This window comes from Terrimonas ginsenosidimutans (genome assembly GCF_022012415.1).
Lineage (GTDB): Bacteria > Bacteroidota > Bacteroidia > Chitinophagales > Chitinophagaceae > Terrimonas_A > Terrimonas_A ginsenosidimutans.
On the sequence record NZ_JAKLTR010000004.1, the window covers coordinates 118808 to 137084 of the forward strand.

Annotated in this window: 10 protein-coding genes; 2 read left to right on the top strand and 8 right to left on the bottom strand. The window is 45.7% G+C overall.

The features are described from left to right. From LZZ85_RS08110 to rhaT, 4 genes are all read right to left on the bottom strand, one after another. A complete protein-coding gene (locus tag LZZ85_RS08110) occupies positions 1-1275 on the bottom strand; it encodes a sugar isomerase (protein ID WP_237870479.1) in 1275 nt (424 codons plus the stop codon). 14 nt (positions 1276-1289) lie between these two features. Further along, positions 1290-1604, bottom strand: coding sequence for an L-rhamnose mutarotase (rhaM, locus tag LZZ85_RS08115; RefSeq protein ID WP_237870481.1), 315 nt, complete (start codon positions 1602-1604; stop codon positions 1290-1292). Between the two features lie 145 nt (positions 1605-1749). After that, positions 1750-3873: a bifunctional aldolase/short-chain dehydrogenase gene (locus LZZ85_RS08120; protein ID WP_237870483.1), complete on the bottom strand. Its 2124-nt coding sequence runs from the start codon at positions 3871-3873 to the stop codon at positions 1750-1752. A gap of 147 nt (positions 3874-4020) precedes the next feature. After that, the gene (gene rhaT, locus LZZ85_RS08125) at positions 4021-5109 is read right to left on the bottom strand and encodes an L-rhamnose/proton symporter RhaT (RefSeq protein WP_237870485.1); all 1089 of its coding nucleotides are present in this window, start codon (positions 5107-5109) and stop codon (positions 4021-4023) included. A 223-nt stretch (positions 5110-5332) separates the two neighbouring features. Between rhaT and LZZ85_RS08130 the strand changes: the two genes are divergently transcribed. Then, positions 5333-6364 (top strand): GntR family transcriptional regulator, encoded by a 1032-nt coding sequence (locus LZZ85_RS08130; protein ID WP_237870487.1) that lies wholly within the window; start codon positions 5333-5335, stop codon positions 6362-6364. 92 nt (positions 6365-6456) lie between these two features. On the opposite strand, the gene LZZ85_RS08135 is transcribed toward LZZ85_RS08130, so the two are convergent. Further along, on the bottom strand, positions 6457-7098 hold the full coding sequence (locus tag LZZ85_RS08135; protein WP_237870489.1) for a porin family protein: 642 nt from the start codon (positions 7096-7098) through the stop codon (positions 6457-6459). Positions 7099-7633: 535 nt separating this feature from the next. Next, positions 7634-8980, bottom strand: coding sequence for an FAD-binding oxidoreductase (locus LZZ85_RS08140; RefSeq protein WP_237870490.1), 1347 nt, complete (start codon positions 8978-8980; stop codon positions 7634-7636). Between the two features lie 900 nt (positions 8981-9880). Here LZZ85_RS08140 and LZZ85_RS08145 point away from each other — a divergent pair. Beyond that, on the top strand, positions 9881-12058 hold the full coding sequence (locus LZZ85_RS08145) for a T9SS type A sorting domain-containing protein (RefSeq protein WP_237870492.1): 2178 nt from the start codon (positions 9881-9883) through the stop codon (positions 12056-12058). Positions 12059-12313: 255 nt separating this feature from the next. Here the strand turns inward: LZZ85_RS08145 and LZZ85_RS08150 are convergent, their stop codons facing one another. Beyond that, positions 12314-14761, bottom strand: coding sequence for an ABC transporter permease (locus tag LZZ85_RS08150; protein WP_237870494.1), 2448 nt, complete (start codon positions 14759-14761; stop codon positions 12314-12316). Between the two features lie 372 nt (positions 14762-15133). Further along, entirely contained in the window at positions 15134-18274 is a 3141-nt protein-coding gene (gene lacZ / locus LZZ85_RS08155; protein ID WP_237870496.1) for a beta-galactosidase, LacZ type, read from the bottom strand. Positions 18275-18277: the final 3 nt, after the last annotated feature.

Sequence of the window (18277 nt, forward strand, 5' to 3'; positions counted from 1 at the left end):
TTACAAGCCTGTCGCCACGGTCACCAGTCCTCTTTCTTTGATCAGGTTCTCACGTACTTTCAGTGAGCGATACAGGCCGATCGGGTTTAATGCGCCACCAGCCCTCAACCTTGCTTCAGCCACCAGCGGGCGAACATCTGTACGATATGCATCCTGCAGTAATTCCTGCGCTTTTACTGTATCATTTTCCTGCCGCGCCTGATCCAATGCTTTTGCATCAACCAGCAAAGCCTGTGCATAGGCGAGCTGGATCGCTTCAACAGACTGCAGCAGGTCTTCCAGCGGATCTTTTACGTTGTGTGAAGCGTCGATCATCCAGCCAAGATCAGTTGCATGATTCATCCCTTTCGCATCCATTCCTTCCACCAGTTCCTGGAAGATTAGGAATAATTGATAAGGATTGATACTGCCAACAGTCAGATCGTCATCGCCATACTTGGAATCGTTGAAATGGAAACCACCCAGCTTACCTTCCATCAGCAATAACGAAACGATCTGCTCGATATTCGCGTTCGGCAGATGATGCCCAAGATCAACAAGTGTGTATGCCTTTGGCCCCAGCTTGCTTGCATATAATAACGATTGGCCCCAATCGCCTACCGTAGTTGAATAAAAGTTTGGTTCAAATGCTTTGTACTCCACAAAGACCTTCCAGTTATCAGGCAATGCAGCATAGATCTCCTTCAGGCTTTCTAATGTGTTCTGGAATGCTTTCCTGAAATTCAGCTGCCCGGGAAAACAGGAGCCGTCAGCCAGCCAAACAGTCAATGATTCGGAACCGAGTGCAACACCCTGCCTGATCACTTCAATATTATGTTCGATCGCCTGTTTGCGTACCGCTTTATCGACGTGCTGCAAAGAGCCAAACTTATAGCTATGCTGTTGTCCTTTCTGATCCTGGAATGTATTGGAATTAACTGCGTCAAAACGAAGACCGTGTTGCGCAGCGAGTGCTTTTATAGACGTTGCATTTTCTGGTATATCCCATGGGATGTGTAAGGAGATCGCGCCACTGGATTGGTTGAGGGCCTGCAATAACCCAACATCTTCGATCTTCTCTTCAAGGTTGCGGGGTTCACCCCCTATGGAGAACCTTCCGAATCTTGTGCCGCCTGCGCCAAGTGCCCAACTTGGGATGGCCACCTGAAATGCTATAAGTTTCTCGATGACCGAAGCTGTATTTGCAATCGAGCCAGTCAACCCGGAAAGCTTTGCTTTATGTGTGGATAACTGACTATCGTTTAACTCCTGTATCCTATATTTTTCAATCAGCATAGCAATAGACGTTTTTAAAGTAAATAGAAAACTTCATCAAGCGGGATACTTACGGGCGATTTATCTGCATTCGTCTCCATAATATCCGCCATGTGCACCCACCATTTTTTCATGATCGGCTCCTCCGGCAATTTAGCCATTACCGCCGGATCTTCGATCTGCAATACTCCAAAAAGAGTGTTATCGTTTTTATCTAAGAAGATGGAATAATCGCTGATACCGCTTCCTTTCAACAAAGATTGCAGTTCGGGCCAGAGTTCATCGTGGCGGCGTTTGTATTCTTCTTCATAGCCTTTGAAGAGTTTCATTTTGAAAGCGAGCCGTGTCAAAAGGGAAGAGTTTAAAAGTTTGTTAGTTAAAAAGTTTAATAGTTTAAAGGTTTGATAGTTTAACGTTACTCCAGCCAGGGACGTTTCAGTAATAGCTTAAGGCATTAAAAACTATTAAACCTTTAAACTGTTAAACTCTCTTTCTCTACCTCACGAATCCTGCAGCAACTCCCCCGTCAATGTTCAGCACATTCCCGGTTGATTTGCTCAGCAATCCATTCACGAATGCATAACATCCGTTGGCGATATCTTCAGGAAGAATGATCTCATTCAGTAAAGTCCTTTTTGCATAGAATGCCGGCAGATCTTCCACGGCAACACCATATGCTTTCGCACGGCCCTGCGCCCAGGCGCCTTCCCAGATCTTACTGTCACTGATCACCGCATCAGGGTTCACCGTATTCACACGGATATGATCTTTACCCAATTCTGCCGCGTTCAGGCGGCTGAGATGAAGCTGTGCAGCTTTTGCTGAACCATACCCTGCGTTATTCGGACCAGATACCAATGCATTCTTGCTAACGATATTCAAGACATCTCCACCGAGATCCTGCTTACGCATCAGGTTCACGCCCGCCTGTGTTACCAGGAACTGGCCTTTTACCAATACGTCATACAACAGATCCCAGTCTTTTTCAGTATGCTCTTCCAGTGGCTTTGAGATGGACAAACCAGCGCAATTCACTACGATATCCACGCCACCGAACTGCAACGCCGCTTTATCAAACGCAGCTTCGATAGCAGCTTTATCTGTTACGTCCAGCACAGCTGAACCGAAATTATCTTTATTGAATTTTTTGGAGAAATCCTCGAGTGAAGTATTCAGTCTTGACTCATCATTATCATTGATCACAATACAAGCTCCTTCTTCGATGAATTTCTTCGCGATAGCTTTACCAATTCCACCCGCGCTTCCTGTTACCAGTGCGATTTTACCTGATAAGGCTTTTGGCTTTGGCAAACGCTGCAGCTTTGCTTCTTCCAGCAACCAGTATTCGATATCAAATGCTTCCTGGCGCGGCAGTGAAGTGTATTCAGAGATTGCTTCCGCTCCACGCATGACATTGATCGCATTCACATAGAACTCCGCTGCAATACGCGCGGTAGATTTATCTTTCGCAAAAGTGAACATCCCTACTCCGGGGTATAGGATCACCACCGGATTTGCATCACGGATGGCCGGGCTGTTCGGATGTTTGCAGGTTTCATAATATTCAGTATACATCTTCCTGTATGCCTCAAACTGCGGAGCCAGTGCTGTTTTCAATGCAGCCGGATCAGTAAGATCAGCATCAGGAGCAAGCTCCAGCACAAGCGGACTGATCTTCGTACGCAGGAAGTGATCGGGGCAACTGGTACCCATTGGCGCCAGTTTAGCAAGATTTTTGGAATTGATGTATTGCAATACAACATCGGTATGTACAAAGTGACCAATCATATTTACCGCGGAAGAGCAGAAGCCTCTCAATACCGGCGACAACAATGTAGCCTGGGAGATGCGTTGTGCTTCTGGCAATGCTTTTACTTTTTCACCACCAAAAACAGCGGGCTGCTTTGCAATAGCAGACTCAATATAGGATGCGCATTTATCGATCACTTCCAGTGAATTGATATAGCACTCATAAGCGGTATCGCCCCAGGTGAACAGGCCATGCGAACCCAGCATGATGCCACGGATACCCGGGTTCTCGTCGAGGCACTGTTTCAATTTCAGACCAAGATCAAATCCCGGACGCTGCCATTCTACCCAACCGATCGTTCCGCCAAACAATTCCTGCGTGATCTTCTTACCATCTTTCGCGGCAGCGATCGCAATAGCCGCATCAGGATGCAGGTGGTCAATATGTTTGAAAGGTAAAAATCCATGTAGCGGTGTATCGATCGACGGGGCTTTTGATGCAAGATCATAAATGCAATGGTTGAACAACTCTACCATTTCATCCTCATGCGCCAGGCCACGATACACTTTTGTCAGGCTGCGCAGGCGATCAACATACAGACCGGCCAGACCGCTACGGGTCAATGTACCAATATCTCCGCCCGATCCTTTGATCCACATCACCTCTGTTTCCTCACCTGTCAATGGATCTTTCTCGATCGTTTTACAGGATGTATTGCCTCCACCATAATTGGTCAAACGGAGGTCCGCTCCCAGCATATTGGAACGATAGATCAGCAGGGCCACTTCATCGCCCGCCAGGGAAGCTGCTTTTGCTTCATCCCACAAATAACTCACGTGTTTGAACTGCTTGATAGCTACAGTCGACATAGTTGCTTTTTTATTGTTATTGTCTTATCGAAGCAAGTGAAAAGTGAAAAGTAAAAAGTCAAAATTAAAAAGTAAAAAAATATTCATTTAGCAGAAAGTATCTAACAAATTTTGACTTTTGATTTTTCACTTTTTACTTTTCACTTTTTACTTTAACGAATTACCCTTTCCAACGATCAGTACGGAAATGATAATGGTAATAATTCCGGTTATGATCGTTCTTGTTGTATTCTTTGAAACTCCTTTCCATTCTTTCAACACCAGGCCCCACATATTTGCGATCAGGATAATGAAGGCCATGTGCAGGATCCACGAACTGGGTCCGTTGCCCATCTTACTTTCCCCCATGCCATAAAAGAAGAACTGGAGAAACCATGTTGTGCCTGCGAGTGCAGCAAAAAAGTAGTTTGACTTTAACGGCGTTTTCTTATTGGTATAGTCACCGAATGTTTTATTTTTTGCATTCAGCATCATACACCAGATAAAATTGGTAGTAAGTCCGCCCCAAAGTATCACCACATACACAACATTATTCTGGTATAGGAACTCTCCCTGATTGGGGTTTGCAAGTTTCCAGGTTTCGTTGGCGATATCTGCCATTGGTTTACCGGCTTCAAGACCGAAGTTGAAGCAGGCGCTCAACACGCCGGAGATCACAGAAACCAGCATTCCCAGTCCGAATTTATATTCTGTTTTCACAACTGCCCCGTGTGGATCAGTAGCAGAAGAGCTCAATTCTTTTTCCTTCATCATTCCTGCCCGTCCGCAAATGATAATCCCCAGTACGCAAACCGCCAGTCCCGCGAGAACAGTCAGCCCCCAGTTGGTACCGATGAGCATCGTAAAGGTATCTTTCCCTTCTTTCGGGAAAATATCATAGTAGACAGACGGGATCAGCGCTCCGAAGACCATGCACAACCCAAGAATGATACTGCTGCCTAATGAAACTCCCAGATACCTGACGCCTAACCCATAGGTCAGTCCGCCGACGCCCCATAGCACACCAAACAACAATGTGTACCAGAAAATGCTGGATGAAGCTCCGCGGATAATATCCGCAAACCCGGGAATGGTTAGCCATGCTGCCAGAGGGGGAACGATCAACCAGGAAAAAAGGCCACCCACGATCCAGTAACTTTCCCAATTCCAGCCTTTTACCTTTTTATAAGGCATGTAAAAACTGCCGGATGCGAATCCACCTATAAAGTGGAAGATAACTCCAAGGATTACTTGCATAATTTTCTATATAGCAATACAATATAGCGCTAAAAATAAAAGATCGGTATTGGCTGCCCATCATGGACTATCATGTAATTTCGTTGACCGTTGTCCGTTGTCTGTTGACCGGAAAACAGTGATACTAAGCATATTTTGCGGTTTACAGACCGTTTTCTTCCGGACAACGGTCAACCGGGAACGGTCAACGAACCTAACTCAATACATTTTCTAATCCAGGATCATGAAGTCTTCACCCGTATACAAACTGATCTACTTCGACGATTTTTCCGCTACACCGAAATACCAGCAACTGGCCAATTCGATCGTAAAGGCGATTGAAGATGGTAAACTGCAGGTGGATGATGTGCTGCCCTCGATTAATGAACTGAGCTTTCAATTCGAGATCTGCCGGGATACAGCCGAAAAGGGTTATAAATTCCTGAAAAACCAGGGTATCATCGGATCCGTACCGGGAAAAGGCTACTTTATTAAAAGTGTAGATGTGAACCGGACGACGAAGATCTTCCTCATGTTCAACAAACTCAGCCCGCACAAAAAGATCATCTATGATTCGCTGGTGAGTACGCTGGGCGATAGTGCCACGATCGATTTCTATATATATAATAACGATCTGGCTTTGTTCAAAAAGTTATTGCAGAACAGCAAGAATGATTATAACTATTACGTAATACTGCCGCATTTTATAGAAGGTGAAGAGACGGCACACAAAATATTGAACACGATCCCAAAGGAAAAGCTGATCCTGCTCGATAAGATCATTCCGGGCGTAACAGGACAGTTCGGGGCCGTGTATGAAAATTTCGAGAAGGACATTTACAGTTCACTGGAGCAGGCACTCCCCTTGCTGGAAAAATATCATACCGTTAAGATCATCTTCCCGGAGAACAGCTATTATCCGGAAGAGATCATTAAAGGATTTGAATCGTTCTGCCAGAACTATACATTCAACTACAAAGTAGTGCATGATATCGAAAAAGAGTCGATCAATAAAGGTGAAGTATTCATCAACCTGATGGACAATGATCTTGTAGTACTGATCGAAAGGATCATCGAATCAAAACTGAAAGTAGCCAAAGATGTTGGTGTGATCTCTTACAACGAAACACCATTAAAAAAAATCATCCTTGACGGCATCACTACCATCTCAACAGACTTCGAAGCAATGGGGATAGAAACTGCCAGAATCATCCAGGGAAACACACTGAAGCATGTGCAGATACCGTTCTCTTTGAATGTGAGGGCATCGCTGTAAAGTTCAAAAATTTAAAGGTTTAATAGTTTAAAGGTTCTAACACCCTTCACAGGGTAAACTTCTAAACTATTAAACCTTTAAACTTTTAAACCTTAGAACCTATACCCCACATACACCTGCACCAGTCCGTTCTTCAATTTCTTTCCGTCTTTAGGAATAAACGATGGCATGCCCGTTGTACCGGCAGAAGCCTGTTCATTTAAACTTCCGAAGAACGCATTGTAGCGGCCGCCGATCACCAGTCCCGCAATTGGCTTGATCTCCACACCACCCGCAACGCCATAGTTGATCTTGTTGTAGTAGTCCATCGCCTTGTTCAGTGTGGAAGGCTGTGAACTTGAAGACACACTATCTGCTTTTGCATTGATCAGGATCCCCATCTGGCCGCCTATCTGCAATTGAACATATTTAGTAAAGCTGAAGGTCATCAATTGAGGCAACAGAATATAATCCATCATTACGTCACCGGTAGCAGTAGTCGTTTTAAAGTCATATCCCTGACGTGAGAAGAGAATTTCCGAGCGATATCCGAGCAGGCCTGATGTTTTTGGAGCAAAGAAGATACCTGCATGAAACCCGGTCTTGCTACCCGAGTTTGCATCGCTGATCGATTTTACATTCTTTACGTTTACAAAGTTCAATCCCGCTTTTAATCCTAATCCTTTAGACTGGGAAAAAGCAACAGTGGAAGACAGCAGTGCAGACAGGCACGCAATTGTGGCAATACATTTCATGGCTATAATTTTCATGCAAACTACATCACCACAACAGCAGTGAAAATCGGTTATGTATTGAAATGCCAAAAACCAGGACTTAACTGCTTCAAATGTTTCAGGAGAAAGATCAATGACCGAATGGAATAAAATAGCAGCGATAACGATCGGCAGGTGTATATAAAAAAAGAAGGCGGGAGTAAAAACTCCCCCCTTTCACCAAAACTAATCGCTTATGAGTGGGTAGAGATCCCCTTACGCCTAACTCTACCCGGGTGCAATATTATGACTGAAATGCCTTTGGTAAAATAAGCTAATGAGTGAATTGATGTTTTTTGTTAGTCAGTTGTAATTCGCAGTTGTTTTATTGTAACATCAAACCGTTCAGAGCAGCCGTGAAGTTGATTGGCGTAGGAGTATCGCAAAGGACCGCAAAGTTCGCTAAGTTATCTCTGCGTTCTTTGCGATCCTTTGCGCTCTTGCGATACTCTTACGCCGGGCAAAACAAAGGCTGCTTCCTTTACGAAAGCAGCCTTATAATATTCAAGTACAAAGATCAGCTTTGCAGCCCGAGTCTTCTTCCTATATCAGAAGTGAATTTATTATTGGGATCGTATTTGCGTTTGATCGCGATCCATTCGCCGTACTGCGGATACATCGCCTGGAACGTATCCTTATCCAGCATGGAATCTTTGCCCAGATAGATCCGTCCGCCGGCCTTCAACACCTCCGCATCCATCTTTTGGGTGAAAGCATGAAGATTTTTAGTCACCGGGAAATCGATGGCCAGTGTATAACCTTCGAAAGGGAAAGACAGGATCCCCTGCCCCTTACCCATTTTCTTAAATACGTTCAGGAAAGGCGTACAACCACTGGTAGCGATCATTTCCATGATCCTCTTTACATTCTCTGCTCCTTCCTTACCCGGGGGAATCACAAACTGGTATTGAATAAACCCGCGCTTACCATAACCACGGTTCCAGTTATTGATCATATCAAGCGGGAAGAAGAATTTTTCGTAGTGCACAAACTCTTTCGGAGAGTTCTGTACAAATGCTATCAGCCGGTTTAATATTCTTACCGTAAATCCATTCAGCAAAAACCCTGGCAGGAAGAAAGGAACTGTCAGTTTTGATTTCTTATGGATCTTCAGCGGTTCTTTTTTGAGCGAAGGCGGCAGATCGTTCACACTCGCGGCTTCGCCAACGGTGAGTACGCCACTGCCAAGCTTGCTGCCTTTAGCAAGCGGGTCAACCCAGGCCACTGAATAGTTGAAATGGTCATATTCTTCCAGCGCCTTCAGCATTTCTTCCAGGTTTTTCACCTTGATCGACTTCTGGCGGAAATAGGTCGTCTCCACTTTGCGGAGTTTGACCTTCGCGCTGATGATCACACCAAGCAGGCCGAGGCCACCAAAGGTTGCCTCAAACAGATCAGCATTTTCTTCCCTTGAAGCATTCACCACCGTTCCGTCAGCCAGCATAACCCTGAATGAAATAACACAATTAAAGAAAGAACCGTCAACGTGGTGCGCTTTACCGTGAATATCGTTCGCAATGGCACCGCCGATCGTTACAAACTTGGTTCCGGGGCAGATCATGGGCAACCAGCCTTTCGGCCCGAAGACATTGATGATCTCTTCAAGACTTACGCCGGCTTCGCATTCAAGAATGCCATTTGCCTCGTCGAAAGAGAGAAAATGATTTAAATGTGTGCAGATCACCACTTTACCATCATCATTGATGGCCTGGTCACCATAGCTGCGGCCAAGACCCCGCGGAACCAGGCTTCCATTCTTTACTGTTTTCGCGACATCCGCCTCTGAGGAGGGATACACATTGTAAGAAGCTGAAACAGGGAAGTTACCCCAACCAGCCAACTGTTCCTTTTGTTTTGTTGCCATAGCGGATGTAAACTTATTACATAGATCACGACAATCATAATTTTTTGGGTTAAATCAGGGGTAATCCTGTTTGAATGGTGTGTTGACCGTATCGGACGTCAAGCCGGTCGTGAGCGTTCAGGGCAATGTTGTTAAGTTAAGGGTTGCCCTGCGTTTTGCCGATGGCCGGGCTCCGACATTTGATAGTTGCCAAAAAAAGGCGGGCATCTCCCAAATGGAGATCTTGAACTTACCGACACTGGTGGACAGGATTTGCGCTAAAGTATATCCTCCGCCAGATCCACATAGTAGCATTATAGATCAAGTGAGCTTTTATTCAACCAAAAAATACTACCACATTCGGGCTTAAAAATGGTCAAATCATCGGTTTTAGGATGTTTTTGACGGTTGTTCAGAAGTAATTTCAAGGTCAGTTTAAAGCCTGTTTCGGTTTTCGCGGGTTCGTCCACGGCACGATCCTACCGTGTGCCCACAAATTTGAGTTGCGTAGGTTCCAGTCAAATTGCTTAAAAGATGTGGGTACACGGTAGGGCACGATTGGGGGAGGTGCCAGCAATCCCGGGAGATGATGCTTCCTGCCGACGCACTGCTTTTTCAGTTTACCGGTTCCTGGAATCCTGCTGAGGGTGTGAAACCAGCATTATGTTGACCCTGTAAGATGATATGAAAGAAAAAGAACATAAACCATTTCACCGCAGCAGGGGCACGATTGCTTACCCCGGAACTATTAATTAATCATTAACGCCCGCCTAAATCTTAAAATTTTACAAAATAGTGAAAGTCCAAAACACTGTTTTGCACGATATTTGACCTCCCGTGGGTACCCATAAAAGTCCACCCGCTCAACCCAATACCTACCGAGACTCCCGGAATCAATCGCTCACTTTAAACTTTACAATCTTGAAAAAGCTTTACGCCCTTTTGGGAGTAGCCCTGCTATTCTCGGGAAACTCCTTTTCCCAGGTTATCCGGAATTTCACACCTCGGTATACGACTGATACCAAAGGCCGGATGGTATTTGTATCTAATAATATTATCACTACCAAGCAAAAGCCGGGTGGTAGTCCGGTAACGTACACGGCGATACCGCCTGATTGCCCGGCTTCACCGGCTCTCTGTAAAAATGACAATGAGAACAACACTAATATCGATATTGATAATGATCCGACAACCTTCAACAGTTCCAGTGCGGGGCTCACGCTGCCGGATTGCAGCAGCGTAGCGTACGCAGCACTTTACTGGGGAGCGGGCATTGCTAAAAACCAGGTGAACAATGGTGCCTTGCCCATGTCTGCAGGTGGATGGAACCAGGTCCGGTTCAAAGCACCGGGCGGCTCTTACGCAACCGTTACAGCAGATCGTATCGATACCGTAAATGCTGTTTTCCACGGTTACCAGGCCTTTGCTGATGTAACCGATCTGGTTCGCGCCGGTGGAAGCGGCTTCTATACCATCGCAAACGTGAAATGCGATACAGTGAATGCGGCCCGCCAGCCGATCAACAACGCCTATGGCGGCTGGACGATGGTGATCGTTTATCGCGATGCAACTCAGCCGCTTCGCAATATGACCATCTTTGACGGCCTGGTGGTGATCACCAACTCAGCCGGTCTCGACTCACGCCCGATCACCGTTACCGGGTTCAGAGCGCCGCCAACCGGGGATGTCGCTGCAAGAATGGGTATGATCGTATATGATGGCGACCGCGGGCAAACAGATGGATTCGATGTAAAAAGAAATACCGATAATCAGTTCAAATCTCAGACGGATGCCGGCGAAGGCGCTCAGATCTTTGCTAACTCCGGTGACGCATGGAACAGCTCTATCACCGATACCACTTCTCTTGTAACCAACAGGATCCCTGCACACCAGAACACTTATGGTTATGATGCTCACGTATACAAACTAAATAACGGCACCAAGCAGTACCTTCGCAATAATGATAATTCCCTGGAGTTCCGTTTGAGAACGATCAACGAAGGATATGTTCTTGGCGTAGTTACTTCAGAGATCGATACACACGATCCTGAAATGCTGATGGAGAACACGGTGACCAATCTTAACGGTCCGGCTGTTGACAAAGGAGACACCATGCTCGTGACAAGCCGGATCAGAAATACAGGTACCGATGTTGCAACAGGTGTTCGCGCTGACAATGCGCTTCCTGCTTATTTCAGGTATGTCCCTAATTCGATCACGGTAAACGGGATCGCAAAATCAGATGCCGGTGGAGACGACGAAGCCAATTATGATGCATCGATCAGAACGGTGATCGCGCGTATTGGTGCCGGCAGCAGCCCATCTTCCGGTGGAAGTGTATCAGGGAATAATGCAGTCAGCTATAACATGACCTATAAAGTGACCATCAGCCAGGATTGCGCTGATATCGGAGGCGTTACCCCTGCAACATTGTTGCTGCAAAGCAAGCTGTACTACAGAGGTCAGACGACGGGCACCCTGGATTCAACCGCATCAAGACCGCTGTCGGAAAATTGTGTTCAGGCAATAGCGCCAGACGCCATCCGCCTGGAAAGCGGTTGCGGTACGCCTCTCCCTGTTCGCCTGCTGAGCTTCAGTGGTGCAAGATCAGGCACCGGGGCACTGTTGAAATGGAGTGTGGAAGAACATAATGATGGTAAGAACTATACAGTGCAGTCATCCATCGACGGAACCAATTTCACAAATATCTATTCAAAAGACATCCCCTTGCAGGAAGGCGTATTCAACTATGAATATCTCGATGCAGCAAGCTATTCTGCTAACACCGTTTATTACAGACTTGTACTGAACAGCATTGACGGAACGGTAGAATACAGCAGAACGATCTCGATCAGGAAAGACAGCAACCTGCAACTGGACCTGAACCCGAACCCTGTTGTATCCGGATCCGCGGTATTGCGCAGCAGTGCGATCATCGATCGTCTTGAGTGGTATAACATGAACGGCCAAATGGTAAAAACACTGGCTAATCCGGTTAACGGACAAACCATTCAACTCGGAGATCTCGGAAGCGGCATTTATGTGGTGAAAGCGTACAAGGCTGGTGAAGTTGTTACTTTCAAAATGATCAAGAAGTAAATACAGACAAACCGCAGACGGTCGGTTATTTAAGAACCCAGAAAAAGAAGAGGCGCAGATCATTTCTGCGCCTCTTCTTTTTCTGGGTTGCCCTATTAAGTTGACTTGCGTAGAAGTAACGCGGCGGACACGGCGATACGCAGCGGACGCGGCGAAAACAGCCATTGAAAATTGTATTGCGTTGCGCTCGCCGCGTATCGCCGCGTCCGCCGCGTTACTTCTACGCCTGCCGATTCAACATGATCTTCGATAACCTTATTCGTTCCTCAATGATTTCACCGGGTTCGCTACCGCTGCTTTCACCGCATGAAATCCAACCGTAACCAAGGCAATGATCACGGCCAGAAGACCTGTCACCGCGAACATCCACCAACTGATCTGCACCCGATACGCAAAATCACTCAGCCATTTATTCATCGCCCACCACGCAATGGGTGACGCAATTACCAGTGCGATTAATACCAGCCTGATGAAATCGGATGAAAGAATTCTGACGATACCACTTACCGAAGCACCAAGTACTTTTCGGATCCCGATCTCTTTGGTACGCTGGAATGAAGTGATAATAGCTAAACCAAACAAACCAAGACAGCTGATCACAATGGCAATAACGGTGGCGAGATTGATCAGCATCGAGAAATTCCTTTCTTCCTTATACATCGCTTCAAGTTCCTGATCATAGAACTTATATGCAAATGTACCCGGCGGATAAAGTGCCGCCCATTTCTTTTCAATACGCTTGATAGTTTCCTGCCATTTCGCAGGATCGGTTGTATTCAGCTTGATATTTATAGAATTGAGATTGTCTTTATTTGCCATAAGCGCAACCGGATCAATAGTTGTGTGAAAGTCCAGCATATGAAAATCCTTCACCACACCAACTATCGGATACTTTTGATTCTCCTGCCCGATAAACTTTCCCAGCGCATCCTGCGGAGATTGGAAGCCAAAGGCATTAACTGCTGTTTCATTGATCACAAACTCCCGTGTAGTGTCAGATGCATGCAAATTACGACCAGCGAGCAGTTGCATTTTATAAAGGGAAATGTAAGAGGTATCGACTGACTTGCGAAAAACCTGCCGTTTTATCGGCTCTTTGCCTGCATCCTCTCCCCTATATTCATACATGCTGGAAGAATAACCACTTGACATCGGTTTTGTACCCAAAGAAACTGCACTGATACCTGCTTCTTTTTTCAATTCTTCCGCTAATGTGAAATGTTTGGTTTCAAATTTTTCATTGCGAAGGATCTTCCAGGGAACATCCACCAGAAGGACTGCTTCTTTATCAAAGCCCATATCTTTCTTCATGGTATAGCTCAATTGCGAACCCATGATCAATGCGCCAATAATAAAGACCTGTGCTATTACAAACTGGAAAATGATCAGCACTTTTCTTAATACCTGTCTGCTATTACCAGTGCTGGACATAGCCTGACCTCTCATGATACTTACTGGCTGAACTTTCGCGATCAACCAGGCCGGGTACCATCCGGAAAGAATTGTAACCAGCAAAAGCAATGGAGCCAGGAACAGTACCAATCCCCATGGATTTGAATACTCCACGGTCCCTTCAGGAATGATATCTTTCAGCAATAGAAATGCAAGCTTTGTTAATAAGAAAGCAAGTATAATTGCCAGAACGACGGTCACCATCGTTTCCGAAAACACTTGTCTGATCAGTGCCAGCCTGCCGCTTCCCAAAACTTTTCTTACACCAATCTCCTTGCTTCTTTGAGGTACTAATGCAGTACTGAGATTAATGTAATTGATACAGGCAAGGATCAGCAAGAAACCGCCAAGAGCCATCAAACCATACAAAACAGTTTTGCTTGCCTTGCGGGTATCATATTCTTTTATATAGGTAGAAAAATGAGATTCTTTTATGGGCAACAACTCAAACCATCGTTTCATTGACCAGGTTGGTTTTTTTTCCTGTTCAAATTCATTCCACTTTTTTGTTGCTACCGCAGTGATATGTGCAAGCACTTTCGCTGTATCTGCATCAGGAGAAAGCTGTAGATAGACTTTGTCACTGCCATTCGTATTTGTCCAGGCACCAAGTTCATACACTTTTGACTGCATTGGATAAAACTCCTGTGCCTTGAATTCCGTTGACCATTCAATATCTTTTACGATACCGGCAACTCTTTTTGGGAGTGTATCATTATAAATGATCGTTTTGCCTATATATTGTTGTGGGTCAATCGATCCAAAATAAGATCTGGCCCGGCTTTCCGTAAGCACCACGTTACTGGGAGTATTGAATGCGCTTTGTACATCCCCCGCCAGCCATTTATACGGCACCATGGCAAAGTAATTCGTGTCTACCTCTACAGTGAATTTCGGTTCCTCCACGATCAGCGGCTCTGCGCCAGCCCTTTCAACCTTTGCTGTATTCATCCACTTACCAAAAACGGGAACAACACGATCAATCCCGCGCACCTGCTCGCGGATTCCCTGGTACATCGGGGCAGACACGCCACCATTGTACGATTCCTTTTCATCGAAAATAAAACCTGTCACCAGGCGATAAGTGCGATCACGCTGCGGGAGATCTTTCTCAAAACTGAACTCATAGCTGACAAGCGTGTAGATCACCCAGCAGGCAGCGATGCCGATCGCCAGACCGAGCACATTCAATGCGGTAAATAAGCGATAGCGGGCAAGACGCCTGAGAAGCGTTTTAAAATTGGTGGACATCCGGATAGTTTTTGGTGAATTCATTGCGTTAAAGCAGCACACGCATTCTCAATAAAATCCGTTCCAAAATAATAATAGATTCAATAACAATCCTTTGCGGATTAGCGGAAACACGAAAGTGTTCGTTTACGGACAGTTGATGTACGGGAAACGAACGACGGAGGGCAGGTTCCCAACCCTGTATTCTCCACTATAATAATACCGCTAAATATTGGATGGCGTATCAGCTACGCAAAGAGCGCAAAGAGCCGCAATGAACGCAAAGAATAATCTTGCTTGAGCAATTCCTTTGCGACCTTTGCGGCTCTTTGCGCTCTTTGCGTAGCTGATACGCCACACTGGAAAGGTCCAGATCGGCAATATTCCGGTCTGCTATTTACTATCTACCAGGTGGATGATATAACTATACGAATACTTCTTATCCAGCAAACGATACTGCTCATGCGGCAATGCACCCCAGCTATCATCACCTCCTACCCCACGCTGCTTCAGATCAATATTCACATGCACCACATTAGACGGCGGCAGATCCGTTGGATGTTGCTGCTTCTTCGTCAATCCCGGATCAAGATCTTCGGTTGAGTAGTTCGTTGCACTGAAACAGATCGGCTGTAAACCTTCTACAATAATTCCACTGCCACGCGACGAAGTAAGCGAAAACCATCTCACATCCGTTTTATACCCACTTTCCTGCGGACGGATATAACCTTTGTAATACTGGTTTCGCACATTATCTCCGTACACGCCAAGGAATGCAGACTCTTTCCTGTCACTATAATTTTCCCATGGTCCACGACCATAGTACTGCAAACTGTCAAGCCTTCCCGGTAAACGCATTCGCATGCCAAAGCGCGGAAGCTCCGGCAGATCACGTCCTGTCATATCCATGGATGCAGTGATACGGATGCTCGCATCATTACGAATAAGATATTCGATCGTATACGGAACATTGATACCCGTTAATTCATATTCAACTTTTACAGGAATACCTGCTTCTGTTTGCTCTCCCGCGGCAACTGACTTCAGTTTTCTTCCCTGGTGGGCAGCACGCCAGATCCCAAGATTGGATGGCATATTGTTCCCGAAATCATTATCATTCGGGGCACGCCAGAAATAAGGTTCCGGGAAACGGTCGAGCTGCGCGCCATTCTTCGATTTATAATTCCGCACAGTCCCCTGCTTCAGATCGATCTCTCCGCTTATATCACCAGATTGAAACTCGATCTTATCTGCTGATTTTTTGATGGTCAAAGTTCCGCCGGATTTGGGTCTTGATGCAAAGAAATCTCCTTTGTATTTAAATTGCTCCGTCGCGACCACATGCCCAACAGGCAGCATCGCCTCTTCTGATTTTGTTATCAAAGAAATGTTTACAAATGTCTCAGTACCGTCAGGCACGTTGAACGTTGATACAGGGATGGTGATCTCCTTTTCTTTACCCGGAACAACGTCCACCGTAAATAAAGATTCGGCTACCTTTCTTCCATCACTGATCAACTCCCAGCGAAACTGATATTGACTGAGATTCGTGAACGCAAACAAATTCTTCACGAGTACTTTTCCGGTTAGAAGATCTTTTGTAGAAAAAGAAACAGGTTGATACACTTTCTTCACTTCATACGCTCCGGGGTCAGGTGTGCGGTCAGAACTGATCATGCCATCTGCTACGCCATTCTCGTCATTCTGAAAATAAAACCCACCGAGATCACCACCGTAAGCCCAGAATGTTTTTCCATTATCATCCTTGGTTTTGATACCCTGATCAACCCAATCCCAGATAAATCCGCCCTGCATATGCGGTGAACTGTCAATGATATCCCAGTATTCGCGGAAGTTACCATTACTGTTACCCATCGCATGTGAATATTCACACATGATGTAAGGACGCTTCTTTGAACTATCCGCCGCATAGCGTTTCATGTTTCGGATGGCAGGATACATCGGGCAAACGATATCTGTATTCCAGTCTTCACCCGCCTGTTCAAACTGAACGGGTCTGGACGCATCACGCTCTTTGATCCATTTATACGCATCATGGAACACCGGACCATTACCACATTCATTTCCCAGCGACCAGATAATTACAGACGGATGGTTCTTGTCACGCTCCACCATTCTCTTCTCACGGTCCATATGTGCAGCCGCCCATTCCGGCATATACGCGGGATGTTTTGCTTTATCAAACCATGCCTGGAATTCCGCGCCCATTCCATGTGTTTCGATATTTGCTTCGTCAACCAGATAAAGTCCGTATTGATCGCAGAGTTTATACCAAAGCGGATCATTCGGATAGTGTGATAACCTTACCGCATTAATGTTCAGCTCCTTCATCAGCCGGATATCTTTCAGCATCATTTCGCGAAGCGGCACGTGGCCGTGCACATCATCGTGTTCATGACGGTTAACGCCTCTTACGATCAGCGGCATGCCGTTCACCATCAGTTGTGCATTTTTGATCTCCACTTTACGGAAACCGATCTTCGCACCTGTGTATATTGTAGCACCTGCTGCATCTTTCAAAATGATCACACAACTGTACAGGTTAGGTGATTCGCCACTCCATTTCTGTACAGCCTTGATTTTTCCTTTTACCGTAACTGTCTGGAATGAATCTAATGAGCCGATGATCTTTTGCTCCTGTTTGAAAACGGATCTACCTGCTGCATCAAACAATGATACACTCACCGTTCCTTTGAAAGACGGGTCTGGATTAAAGTTTCTCAACGTTACATCCGCTTCAAACAATCCATCTTTATAAGCCGCATCCAATCCCGGTTTCAGAAAGAAATCCCAGATCGTTTGTTTGGGTGTTGCATAAAGAAATACATCACGCTCGATGCCGCTCAAACGCCAGAAATCCTGGTCTTCGAGATAACTTCCGTCATGCCAGCGGAAAACCTGTACAGCAAGAAGGTTCTTTCCTTTACGCAGGTACTTCGTGATATCAAATTCGGCAGTGGTCTTGGATGCTTTTGTCATCCCAACCTTCTGACCATTTACATATATAAAAGCACAGCCGGAAATGGAGCCGAAGTGAAGGATCACTTCTTTTCCATTCCAGGACTCGGGTACGGTAAAATCACGCCGATAAGTTCCAACCGGATTATCCGGACCGATGAACGGCGGATTCTTTGGATGCGGATACGTGATGTTTGTATAGATCGGCACGCCGAATCCTTTGATCTCCCAATTGGATGGAACGGCAAGATCCGACCAGCTTTTAGTATCAAGATCATCTCTATAAAAATCCTGGATACGATTGGCATATTTATCGGTGTAAATAAAACGCCATGTTCCATTCAGCGACTGATGGAAAGGCGATCTGCTATAATCATCCGTGATCACGTCCTGCTGGTTATCGAAAAGCATAAAGCTGGCGTGCGGAGCTTCCTTGTTTACTTCGTACAGGGTTGGATTTTCCCAATCATTGTTTGTGTTCTGCGCCAAAGCATAAACACCGGTCAGTAGTAAACAGCTTAACTTGAAAGTCTTCAATACAACTCGTTTCATCATATA